The sequence below is a fragment of the Helcococcus massiliensis genome, assembly GCF_900258485.1.
GTDB lineage: Bacteria > Bacillota > Clostridia > Tissierellales > Peptoniphilaceae > Helcococcus > Helcococcus massiliensis.
Genome location: NZ_OGVE01000003.1, coordinates 191,530 through 204,029 on the forward strand (window position 1 = coordinate 191,530; position 12,500 = coordinate 204,029).

Annotated in this window: 10 protein-coding genes; 4 read left to right on the forward strand and 6 right to left on the reverse strand. The window is 32.6% G+C overall.

Translation table 11 applies throughout. The features are described from left to right. Positions 1-25 precede the first annotated feature (25 nt). Both C4Q29_RS04245 and C4Q29_RS04250 read right to left on the reverse strand, forming a co-directional pair. A complete protein-coding gene (locus tag C4Q29_RS04245; RefSeq protein WP_103981571.1) occupies positions 26-2,011 on the reverse strand; it encodes a polysaccharide biosynthesis protein in 1,986 nt (661 codons plus the stop codon). Positions 2,012-2,081: 70 nt separating this feature from the next. Next, a complete protein-coding gene (locus C4Q29_RS04250) occupies positions 2,082-3,524 on the reverse strand; it encodes an LCP family protein (protein ID WP_103981572.1) in 1,443 nt (480 codons plus the stop codon). 144 nt (positions 3,525-3,668) lie between these two features. Between C4Q29_RS04250 and C4Q29_RS04255 the strand changes: the two genes are divergently transcribed. Further along, positions 3,669-4,892 carry an aminopeptidase gene (locus tag C4Q29_RS04255; RefSeq protein WP_103981573.1) on the forward strand — a complete coding sequence of 408 codons (1,224 nt, stop codon included), beginning with the start codon at positions 3,669-3,671 and terminating at the stop codon, positions 4,890-4,892. A gap of 8 nt (positions 4,893-4,900) precedes the next feature. Next, positions 4,901-6,127 carry an aminopeptidase gene (locus C4Q29_RS04260; RefSeq protein WP_103981574.1) on the forward strand — a complete coding sequence of 409 codons (1,227 nt, stop codon included), beginning with the start codon at positions 4,901-4,903 and terminating at the stop codon, positions 6,125-6,127. A gap of 204 nt (positions 6,128-6,331) precedes the next feature. Here C4Q29_RS04260 and C4Q29_RS04265 read toward each other — a convergent pair whose 3' ends face one another. Then, positions 6,332-7,090 carry a PDDEXK family nuclease gene (locus C4Q29_RS04265; protein ID WP_103981575.1) on the reverse strand — a complete coding sequence of 253 codons (759 nt, stop codon included), beginning with the start codon at positions 7,088-7,090 and terminating at the stop codon, positions 6,332-6,334. A gap of 21 nt (positions 7,091-7,111) precedes the next feature. Continuing rightward, a complete protein-coding gene (locus C4Q29_RS04270) occupies positions 7,112-7,471 on the reverse strand; it encodes a hypothetical protein (RefSeq protein ID WP_103981576.1) in 360 nt (119 codons plus the stop codon). 188 nt (positions 7,472-7,659) lie between these two features. Here C4Q29_RS04270 and C4Q29_RS04275 point away from each other — a divergent pair, with 188 nt between their 5' ends. Together C4Q29_RS04275 and C4Q29_RS04280 are read left to right on the forward strand one after the other, a co-directional pair. After that, on the forward strand, positions 7,660-8,697 hold the full coding sequence (locus C4Q29_RS04275) for a D-alanine--D-alanine ligase family protein (protein WP_103981577.1): 1,038 nt from the start codon (positions 7,660-7,662) through the stop codon (positions 8,695-8,697). A gap of 2 nt (positions 8,698-8,699) precedes the next feature. Beyond that, on the forward strand, positions 8,700-10,073 hold the full coding sequence (locus tag C4Q29_RS04280) for a UDP-N-acetylmuramoyl-tripeptide--D-alanyl-D-alanine ligase (RefSeq protein ID WP_103981578.1): 1,374 nt from the start codon (positions 8,700-8,702) through the stop codon (positions 10,071-10,073). A 67-nt stretch (positions 10,074-10,140) separates the two neighbouring features. On the opposite strand, the gene murG is transcribed toward C4Q29_RS04280, so the two are convergent. Both murG and serS read right to left on the reverse strand, forming a co-directional pair. Beyond that, positions 10,141-11,223, reverse strand: a complete 1,083-nt coding sequence (gene murG, locus C4Q29_RS04285; protein ID WP_103981579.1) for an undecaprenyldiphospho-muramoylpentapeptide beta-N-acetylglucosaminyltransferase — start codon at positions 11,221-11,223, stop codon at positions 10,141-10,143. An 8-nt stretch (positions 11,224-11,231) separates the two neighbouring features. Beyond that, positions 11,232-12,500 carry a serine--tRNA ligase gene (gene serS / locus C4Q29_RS04290; protein ID WP_103981580.1) on the reverse strand — a complete coding sequence of 423 codons (1,269 nt, stop codon included), beginning with the start codon at positions 12,498-12,500 and terminating at the stop codon, positions 11,232-11,234.

Genomic DNA, 12,500 nt, shown 5'->3' on the forward strand with positions numbered 1-12,500 from the left:
CCTCTCTATAATTGAGCTCCTATAACTATTTTGATTCTTTATATAATTCTTCAAACTTGTCTTTATTCATTTCCAAGTCTGAATCAGGACTATGGTAGGTAACTACTACTTTTGCTAATATATCTAAAGATTCTTTATATACATTATCCTCTACTAAATCACCTAAAATTGACATATTCTTAAAGAATTCACTAAAATCTATATCCATAGGTTTTGCTATATGGATGATTTGATTGTCAGTCTTTTGTAGTCCTTCCTCAGCCATTAGCTTTTCTTCGTATAGTTTTTCACCAGGTCTCAAGCCTGTATAAACTATGTCTATATCAACATCCGGTTTTAGACCTGATAGTTTAATTAAGTTTCTAGCTAGTGTATCTATCTTAACCGGTTCACCCATGTCTAAAACAAATATTTCTCCACCCTTAGCATTGAATCCTGCTTCAATAACAAGCCCTACAGCTTCTGGAATAGTCATGAAATATCTGATAATATCTTTGTGGGTTACTGTAACCGGTCCACCTTCAGCTATTTGTTTTTTAAATAGTGGAATTACCGATCCATTTGATCCTAGAACATTACCAAATCTTACAGCAACAAAATTACTTGTAAAATCCTTATCGTAAGGTCTAATTATGCTGTATTTTTCCGATTTGAATTTTGGTAGTATTGAATCATCCTTAGTTTTTGAAATATGGTCCATAGATTGTATGATCATTTCACACATTCTTTTTGTAGCACCCATGATATTGGTTGGGTTTACCGCCTTGTCTGTTGATATTAGTATAAACTTTTCTACCTTATATCTTAAGGCTGCAAAGGCTGTATTGTAAGTACCAAATACGTTGTTCTTTATAGCTTCTATTGGGCTTACTTCCATAAGTGGTACATGCTTGTGAGCCGCAGCATGGTAGACTATTTGTGGCCTGTATTCAAAGAATAAATCATCTAACTTTTTAGGGTCCCTTACAGATCCTATCAAGGCTACAAGATCTAATTCTGGATAAGTCCTTCTAAGTTCTTGCTCAATAGCATATAAGCTATTTTCATATATATCAAATAGGATAAGTCTCTTTGGCTTATTTCTAGCAATTTGTCTAGAAAGCTCACTACCAATTGATCCACCACCACCAGTTACCAGTATAGTTTTACCCTTGATATTATCTAGTGTGTGTTGACTATTTACTTTAATTTGCTTTCTTTCAAGTAAGTCTTCTATTTGTACATCTCTAATATTATTAACATTTACATTTTTATTGTCTAGCAAACCTTCGATAGAAGGTAATGTTTTAAGTTTAGCACCTGATTCTTTACATACATCTATAATATCTTTTATGTGATTCCTGCTTGCAGATGGCAAAGCTAAAATTATAGAATCCACATCTAAGTCTTCTACAGTCTGAGCTACTATTTCCCTTCCTCCCAATATAGGAGTAGAAGAAATATATCTACCATGTTTATTTGCATTGTCATCAATAAATCCAACAACATCATATTTTATATTTTTATAGTTCTTTATATCATTGTAGATAAGTCTACCAGCTTCACCTGCCCCATATATAAGGACTCTTTCCATATTAGGTCTGGCCTTTAGATTGTCTGTAATCATATTAAATAGCCTATAGGTAAATCTTACACCTGTTACTAATAAGAATTGTATGATTCCACCCATTATATAATATGAAATTGGCATTCTTACAAAAACAAAAGCTGAAAATATAATATAAAAAATACTTGTTATTATACTTGCTATTAAGCCTCTTAGTAACTCCGTTACTCCTGCAAACCTCCATAAAGATTGATACATTTTCATCATGTTAAATACAATTAGTGAAACTATTGTATAAATAGGTATCATTTTTATAAAAGTTTGAAAATATAGTTGAGGTATATAACTATAAGTAAAATCAAATCTTAAAAACAAGGCAAATAGATAGGCTAAATTGATCCCTATAATATCAAAAATAACAAGGGCAATATTAACTTTATGCCAATGTTCTAATCTCTTTTTCATCTCTTCTCCTTCTTATTCTGACAAAGAGCTGGAGTAAACTCCAGCTTCATCAATCATTCTTTATTATTTTCTAATTACCACGCAAAGTAGCTTTAATTAATTCCTTGGATTCTTCTACATAATCAAAAGAAAGTTGAACCATAGATAAATTAAATCCAGGCATAGCATATGAAGGAAGACCTATTACAGGTTCTCCTTGCAATTGGTATTGTTTTATATCCCAAGTAGGCATCTTATCTATTTGGGTGTTAATCATTTCTGTAATTTTATTTGTAGGTAAATTTGTATTAACATTTGATAAAACTACATCTAAAAGAGAATTGTAATTCAATAGTATTGATGGTGACATTGCCTTTTTCATCATAGCTTCTAAAACTAGCATTTGGTGTCTACCTCTTGCAAAGTCTCCATCAGCAAAGGCTTTTCGTTCTCTTACAAAATTTAAGGCTCTCCTACCTGTCAATTCTATTTCACCCTTTTGGTAAAAATCTCCATCTATTGATCTAAAGGCGTGTTCATTGTTTACTGATACTCCACCAAGTATATCTATAATTTCTTCAAATGATGAAAAGTTCACTTTAGCATAATAGTTGATATCTGTTTCCAATAAATTTTCAACTGTAGAAACTAACGTTTTTATACCATAGGTACCTGCATGGGTTAACTTATCTTTTCCAAGTCCAGTCATTTGCACATAGGAATCTCTTGGTAAAGAAGTAATCAATATCTTATGAGTTTTAGGATTTATTGTAACAAGTAGGTTTACATCAGATCTTGTATTTTCATATAAACTTGATCTTGTATCGGATCCAGTTACAAAGATATTGAAACTATCACCAGAATCAACACCCTTAGATATATCTTCTATATTTCTCTTTAACTTAAATGAGTTATCTTTTTTATTTACAGCCAACACCTTGTGCTTGCTCTCAAAGTCTCTACTATGTTCAACAATCATAGCAAGTTTTGATTTATTTAAAATCATATAGTCAATTTTTTTATCTAAAAGTTCTAAAGCTAGGTCTATAGTATTTTCACCTTCTTGGAATTTTACACTTTTGTTATTTTTAAGAACTTCTTCTTCTATTATCTGAATTTCACTTTCTTTATCTGTCTTGTCATAATAAATTGTATCACCCTTTAATTCCTCTACAGAATTAACTGGATTATCTTTTCTGGTAATAACTGCATATTCTAAAATTTCTTTTTTAGAATCATTTAACCTAGAATTATATTTTGAATATGTGTTTTGTATGTAATATGCACCAAAGGCAAATACTATAGTTGCTACAGATAATAGGAATGAGGATATGTAAAAAACTTTTGTACTTTCTGGCTTTTTAATAACGAGTATCCCAAAAATTAAGTAAAATAGTATAATAATAGCTATCAATCCATATCTGTATTTATCTGGTAATAAATTATTTAATGATAGAACAGCTATAAATAGTCCTGCTACTATCGTTGCTATTAAATATAGTAAATTTATAAATAAACTCTTTTTTCTAGTCATATATTTTCCTTACTGATTTTAATTTCATGTAATCCTATTTTATCACTTTGCCTACTACTTTACAAAATTTTTACTAGCCTATCGCTCAAAATTTGCCTATTATTTTATGATAGTGATATAATATACTAAAATTTAGGAGGAATTATGAGTTTTAAAGATAAATTAAATAAGTATGCTCAACTTGTTGTTGAAGTTGGGTCAAATGTACAAGAAGGAGATACAGTAAGTATCGCTGCTCCTGTAGAAAGTGCTGAATTTGCTAGAATGTTAGCCGAAAATTCATACAAGGCAGGTGCTCATGAGGTAATCATAAATTGGAGAGATGATGTAATCACCAGATTAGCCTATGAAAACCAACCTGTTGAAGTTCTAGAAGATATAGCTCAATACGCCTATGATAGAGCTGAATACTATGCTAAAAAGGGCCAAAAATCTATATCAATTTCTGCAGCTGATCCAGAGCTATTGAAAGGAATAGATTCTCAAAAAATACAAAGAGCTTCAAAAGCTATGTCAGAAAAATTCCAACCATTAAGAAAATATACTATGAATGATATAAATTCATGGACTGTAATTTCTGTTCCTACTCAAAAATGGGCAGAGAAAGTATTCCCTAACAGTGAAAACCCAGTTGAAGATTTGTGGGAAGCAATCTTTAAGACTGTAAGGGTTGACAAAGAAAACCCAATTAAAGAATGGGAAGACCACTTAAATACCTTAACCAAGAAATCTGATTGGTTAAATGAAATGAATTTTGAATTTTTAAGATATAAGTCATCAAATGGTACAGATTTAGAAATAAGATTACCAGAAGGACACATTTGGACTGCTGCTTCATCACTAAACTCAAAGGGTGAATCATTCGTACCAAATATGCCAACTGAAGAAGTATTTACCCTACCTCACAAGGATGGTGTAAATGGTGTTGTGCATTCTGCAAAACCTTTAGTTTATGCTGGTAATGTAATTGATGAATTTTGGCTAAAATTTGAAGATGGTGCTGTTGTAGACTTTGATGCAAAAAAAGGAAAAGAGACTTTACAATCTCTATTTGATAAAGATGAAAGAGCAAGAAGACTTGGTGAAGTTGCCCTAGTTCCTTTTAACAGTCCAATTTCAAATTCAAATATCTTATTCTTCAATACCTTATTTGATGAAAACGCATCTTGTCACCTAGCCCTAGGTAAGGCATATCCAACAACTATTAAAAACGGAGAAAATATGACAGATGAAGAACTTGCAGAACATGGTGTAAATGATTCTTACGCACACGAAGATTTCATGGTTGGTACTGAAGACCTTGACATAATCGGTGTTAAACATGATGGAAGCGAAGTTCAAGTATTTAAAAATGGTAACTGGGCTTAGGAGGAAAAATGAAATTACAAGATAAGATTAAGCAATTAGCAGAATTAGCTGTAAAAATTGGTGTAAATGTATCACCAGGTGACACTGTAGAAGTTAATGTACCTGTTGAAAGAGCTGACTTAGCAAGAGAACTTACAGCTGAAGCTTACAAGGCTGGTGCCCACAAGGTAATAATTACTTGGTATGATGATTTCAAAAACTTGTTAGATTATACCTATTCACCAACCGAAGTTATGTCAGAAGTTCACCAATTTGAATATGATAAAAATGAAACTTTACTAAAATCTGGGGTTAAGCAAATCTTTGTAAAAAGTACTGATCCAGAATTATTAAAATCAATCGATCCAGAAAAAATCCAAGCTGTTACTCAAGCTAGGTCAGAAAAATTACATTCATTAATGAAATATAGGATGAACGATATAACTTCATGGACAATCATCTCAGCTCCATCGGAAGGATGGGCTAAAAAAGTATTCCCTGATAGTGAAGATCCAGTTGCTGACTTATGGGAAGCAATTTTTGAAACTACAAGAGTAAATAAAGAAGATCCAGTTAAATCATGGAATGACAATATCAACTTATTGGTTGAAAAAGCAAAATGGATGAATGAGCAAAACTTCAGCCACTTACACTACACAAATTCAAAAGGCACTGACTTAACAATCGGTTTACAAGAAGGCCACATTTGGAGGGCTGCATCCACACAAAATATCAAGGGTGAAGCATTCGTACCAAATATGCCAACTGAAGAAGTTTACACATTAGCAGACAAATATGATGTAAATGGTAGAGTTTACTCAGCTAAGCCATTAGCGAACGCTGGTAATGTAATAGATGATTTCTGGTTAGAATTCAAAGATGGTAAGGTAGTTGATTTTGATGCAAAAGTTGGAAAAGAAGCCTTGAAATCTTTATTAGATAGAGATGGAGATAATTCAAAGAGACTTGGTGAAGTTGCTTTAGTGCCACATGATAGTCCAATTTCAAACTCAAACATTCTATTCTTCAACACTTTATTCGATGAAAATGCATCATGCCACTTGGCTGTAGGTGCTGCATATCCAACTACAATTGAAGGTGGAGAAAACATGTCAGAGGAAGAATTAGAAGAACACCACGTAAACCAATCTAAGGTACATGCTGACTTTATGGTTGGTACCAAGGATTTAGATATTGTTGGTATTAAGAAAGATGGAAGCAAGGTTCAAGTATTTAAGGACGGAAACTGGGCTTAGGATTTTGTAGTTTTGGGATTATCTCCCAGCACGCAAAGAGCACACAGATAAACAAATATATTAGAGAAAGTCACGAACGTGTTTCGTGGCTTTTTTGTTTTGATTTTTGTATTGTTTAGGTAGTTTTTAGTTACTTTAAATTGTTTGGGTTATGTGTAAAGATCTGGATGCACGATGTTTGATAAGTTTTATAGTCTTAAATTATTAACCAAAATATTCGGATATCATCTTGTCAACTAGTTTATAATTCAACGGTTTGCTGTTGCTTTCAAAAGTCATTATAAAGTTTATTCCAGGTAAATAGCCATTATCCAAATAAGCCTGGATTTTTCTATAGGTTTTGTCTCTGTATTCTATGTCATCCATCATTCCAAAATGTTCCCAATAAATTTCTTTATTTGTATTTGGATCAAAAATAGTAAAGTCTGGATATACCCTGCCGTAATTGTGTAAAAATAGCTCTTTTTCATATTTGAATGGGATACTCTTGTTTTTTAGTTTGCTGGCAATTATGTATTCTGACTTGGACCTGAATTCTTCTTTTGGCATTGCTAGCGTTTTGAAGCCTTCGGTCATCCATTCTTCAGCTATTTGCTTTTTAGTTTTTCGGATAGGTTTGACAATGCTTTTTTTGATAGGATCAAGGTTGTCATAGATCGAATCGATTGAGTCGTCTTGGTAAATCTTGTTTAGTCTTTTGATGAGAGGGAGAAGTTTTTTGGCTTTTTTGTAGACTTTGTTTTCATAATTTGATTGGAAGTAAGATTTGATGGTGGATTGATCGTCTGAAGATAAGGTTTTTATGTATTTGTTGTTTTTAACATGTTTATAGGCGACCTTCTTTCTAGACTTGTCTATTTTTATATGACCATCAAGGTTAAACTTTGGTCTGTCTTTTAATTTTCTAATTATAGATTCTAAATCTTTTTCATATTTTATAAGTTCCTGTTTTATTGAAATCATAAAACTCTCCTTTTTAATATTTTATTCTTTGGATGATGTTGGAATGGCAGACTCGATTTTTGAGTACCTTTCTGTAATTTTTGATAATACGGACTCACTCCCTGAGTACCTTTCCTCATTTTTCTTCAATACGGACTCATTTATTGAGTACCTTTCTACATTTTTCTTCAATACGGACTCATTCCCTGAGTACCTTTCCTCATTTTTCTTCAATACTGACTCACTCCCTGAGTACCTTTCCTCATTTTTCTTCAATACTGACTCACTCCCTGAGTACCTTTCCTCATTTTTCTTCAATACGGACTCATTCCCTGAGTACCTTTCCTCATTTTTCTTCAATACTGACTCACTCCCTGAGTACCTTTCCTCATTTTTCTTCAATACTGACTCATTTATAGTACACTACATAAACAAGTCCAAACTATACCCCCACACCTCCAATCATACCATCAAAACCCCCAGATTTATCATATGTGAAATTAACTTAACAATAATGACAGTTTTTTATTCAAGCTAGGTAAAATGTGGTAAAATAGATACTAATGTAAGTTTTACTTTTTGGAGGAAAAATGGATATTCATATTTTATGTGGTGGACAAAGTACTGAACATGAAATCTCTTTGAGATCTGCTAGGTCCATCATTAATAAATTAAATAAAGATAAGTACAGAGTTTCATATACATATATTACAAGAGATGGCAAGTTTATGCCGGTAGGTTTTTATGAGGCCGACATTGAAAATCCTGAAAATTTAGAGGAAGAATGCGATTTAACAGTTTTAGAATCTTTGGAAAATTTTGTAGCTTTTATCAATAAATTAGATAACCCTTTAATAATACCTGCAATACACGGTTCTACAGGTGAAGATGGGCAGATTCAAGGATTCCTAAAGACCCTACAATTAAGGTATGTTGGAAATGATTTATTATCATCAGCTCTTTGTTTTGACAAAGCTCTAACTAACGACATTTTTGAATTGAATGGTATTCCTCAAGCAAAGTATTATTCTATAAATAAATTCACTTATGATACTTGCGAAGACAAGGAAGAATTATTTGATGAAATAATTGAAAAACTTGGAGAAAATGTTTTTGTAAAACCTTCAAACAACGGATCTTCTGTTGGTGTTTCAAAGGCTGGCAGAAACAACCTAAAGGAAGCTATAGAAGAAGCTTTCAAATATGATGATAAAGTCTTGATAGAAGAAGAAATCATTGGTGAAGAGCTTGAAATTTCTGTAGTTGGTAACGACAATCCAAAAGCTTCTTTACCAGGTTCATACTCTACTGAAAGAGAAGTTTTTGACTATACAGCAAAATATCATGATACAAAAACTATCAGAAATGTTCCTCATGAATTGAGTAAGGACCTAAGTGACCAAGTTAGACAACTAGCTATAGACAGCTATATTGCAACAGGTTGCCGTGGTTTTGCTAGGGTTGATATATTTATGGACAAAGATAATAACTTCTTTGTAAATGAAATTAACACCTTCCCTGGAATGACTCCAACATCACTGTCTACAGATTTATGGAGGGCTACTGACGGCACAAGTTATAGCGAATTTTTAGATATATTGATCGATTTAGCTAATGAAAGGTCATAAGAATGCTTAATCTAACACTTAAAGAAATCACTCAATTAGCAGGCGGAGAACTTAATAATGAAAAATTTGAAGATTTAGTGATCAACGACGTTTCAATAGACACTAGAACTCTGAACCAGGATGACTTGTACATCCCAATTATAGGTGAAAATTTTGACGGCCATAAGTTTATCGATTCAGCTATCATGAAGGGCGCCAAGGCAATTTTCTCTGAACAAGGAAAATTTGTAAAGGATGATTTTCCTATCATCTATGTAAATGATACAACTGAAGCCCTACAAGATTTTTCTAGCAAGTACAGACAAAGTCTAGATATAAAAATCATAGCTATAACCGGTTCAAATGGTAAGACTTCAACAAAAGATTTGATAAGCAAAATCTTAGAAGAAAAATACGTAGTTTCTAAAACAATTGGAAATCTTAATAACCACATTGGTCTGCCACTCACCCTTCTCAAGTTCAACAAAGACACAAATATCGGTGTAGTTGAAATGGGTACAGACGGCTTTGGTCAAATAGAAGTTTTATCAAAAATCGCTAGACCAGACATAGCAATCATTACTAATATTGGAGACTCTCATCTAGAAGAATTAAAAACCAAAGAAAATATAGCTAAAGAAAAATTACATATTATTGACTATTTAGCTGAAGATGGTGTATTTTACTATAATTTAGATGATCCAATATTAACTAGTGAGTATAAAAAATTAAATAAAAATATTAGAGATATAAGCTTTGGTAAAGATCCAAAAGCTGACTATAGGTTAAATATAATCGAATCCAACAATAAAGGATCACTATTTACTCTAAATGATGATTTTTACAATCTAACTCTAATCGGAAAACACCAAGTATATAATGCCAGTGTTGCAATAGCTGTGGCCGAAGAAATGGGAATCGAAGAAGACAAAATCAAGCATGCCCTATTAGAAAATGAAGCAAGTTCTATGAGAACTGAGTTGATGAATATGAATGGTTTTGACATCTTAAACGACTCATACAAATCTAACCCTCAATCTTTGCTAACAGCCCTAGATACCCTAAGTATATTAGATGGTTATAGAAATAAGATAGCAATCTTAGGAGACATGTTAGAACTTGGAGAAAATGAAGAAGAACTTCATAGGAATATTGGTAGACAAATAGATCCTAATAATCTTGATTATCTACTCTTATTTGGACCCCTATCCAAATACATCTATGAGGAAGCAGTAAAAGTTATGAGCAAAAATAGAGTATTTTACTTTGATAACAAGGACAAACTTGTAGATAAGGCCAAATACATTATCAAAAGAGGTGATATCGTATTGGTAAAGGCTTCTAGGTCTATGCATTTAGAAGAAATAATAGAATCTCTAGGAAATCTAACCCTATAGAAAATATTTTCTAATATAATAAACTTATCACAAAAAAAAGAGTTGATAATAGCATTTTAGCTATATATCAACTCTTTTTAGCATATTCATTTATTTTCTTATAAATAAAATCCAAACCATCCTTAAAGTCAAAGGCTTCCATTTTTGATTTATACTGATCCAAGTTTTGATACATATCATCTATAGCCGCTAATAAATCAGCTTTTTTAGCTTCTTCCTCATTAATAATCATGGCAAAGCCATCTTTCTCAAAAGACTTAGCATTTACAACTTGGTCTCCCCTAGATCCTTTTACCAATGGAATAAGAATCATAGGTATCTTGTAATATAAAAATTCAAAGATAGCATTTGCTCCTGATCTTGAAATTACAAGGTCGGATAAGGCTAATACGTCCTTTAAATTACTTGTCATGTATTCATACTGATAATACCCTGCTAAGTTTACATCAGGATCAAGGTTGCCCTTTCCTGCAGAATGAATCACTGTGTATTTTTCTAAAATATGCGAAAGATTTTCACGAATAGTTTGATTTATATAGGCTGATCCTTGAGATCCACCCATTACTAATAGGACTGGTTTATCATCTTTTAATCCTAAGTCTTTTTTAGCCTTGTCTTTATCACCATTTTTCAAATCTTCTCTAATGACAGGCCCTACATAGGTAGATTTTCCATCTTTGATGTAGTCATTAGTTTCTCTAAAAGTTGTAAAAATAGTCTTTACAAATGGCTGAACTAATTTATTGGCTAATCCTGGTGTAAAATCCGATTCGTGGGCCAGAGTTGGAATACGGTTGACCCAGGCACCGAAAATAACCGGTACCGAAACAAATCCACCCTTGGAAAAACAAATACTAGGTTTTATTTTGAATATTTTATATATGGATTGAACACTTCCTGCAATAACCTTAAATATATCTTTAACATTTTCTAGTATGGTCTTTGCAGTTTTACGTCTCCTAAACCTACCAGTACTAATGGCATGGTAGCTGACTCCACTTATACCGCTGATTAATTCTCTTTCAATTCCATCCTTGGAACCAAAATAATGGATTTCCCAGCCATCTTTTTTTAATCTAGGTATGAGGGCTAGGTTTACCGAAACATGACCCGTAGTCCCCCCACCTGTTAGTACAATTTTTTTATTCATACTCTTCTCTATTTTTCAATTTTATCAACCAGCATATATGGTTTTAATACTTCTGGAATACTTATTGATCCATCTTCATTTTGGTAGTTTTCTAAAATGGCAGCAAAGGTCCTACCAACAGCAAGGCCAGATCCGTTTAGAGTGTGTAAGAATTGAACTTTTCCGTATTCATCCCTATATCTTAGGTTTGCTCTTCTTGCTTGGTAGTCAACAAAGTTTGAGCATGATGATATTTCTACATATCTGTTGTAGGATGGCATCCAAACTTCTATATCATAGGTTTTTGCTGATGAAAAACCTAGGTCACCAGTTGACAATACTACTACCCTATAAGGGATTTCTAATAATTGTAGGATTCTTTCTGCATTTTGAGTTAATGTTTCTAATTCATCAAAAGAATCTTCCGCTCTTGTTAGTTTAACTAATTCAACCTTGTCAAATTGGTGGTTTCTTATAAGTCCTCTTGTATCCCTACCTGCAGAACCCGCTTCTTGTCTAAAGCATGGAGTGTAGGCAACATACTTAACTGGTAGCTCTTCATAGGATAAGATTTCATCTTTTCTGTAGTTTGTAACTGGAACTTCAGCAGTAGGAACCAAGAAGAAATCTTTTGAAGGAATGTGGAAGGCATCTTCTTCAAACTTAGGTAGTTGTCCTGTACCTAGCATGGCTGATCTGTTCACCATTAAAGGTACACTTAGTTCTGTATAGCCATGGTCTCTTGTATGAACATCTAGCATAAAGCTATAGATAGCTCTTTCTAGTCTTGATCCTAAGCCTTTAAAAATAGAAAATCTAGCACCGGATACTTTAGCAGCTCTTTCAAAGTCTAAGATATCTAGGTCAACACCTAAATCCCAGTGGGCCTTTGCTTCAAAGTCGAATTTTCTAGGCTCACCATTTTTTCTTATTTCAATATTGTCAGAATCATCTTTTCCTTCAGGAACATCTGGATTTGGCATGTTTGGAATATATAAAAGCTTAGTTCTAATATTGTCATTTAGTTCATTTACTTCTTCTTCTATATTTTTTACATAGCTTGATAATTCTTTCATTTGAGCAAAGATTTCTGTAACATCCTTGCCTTCTTTTTTCAATTGAGGTATAGACTTTGATACCTTGTTTTGCTCAGCTTTTTTAGTTTCTGATTCGGTAATCAAAGCTCTTCTTTTTTCATCTAAAGCTAGGATCTCGTCTATAGGGAAATCGTCATGTCTTTTCTTTAATAAATTAATTACTTCTTCTTTATTTTGTCTAATATATTTTATATCTAACAT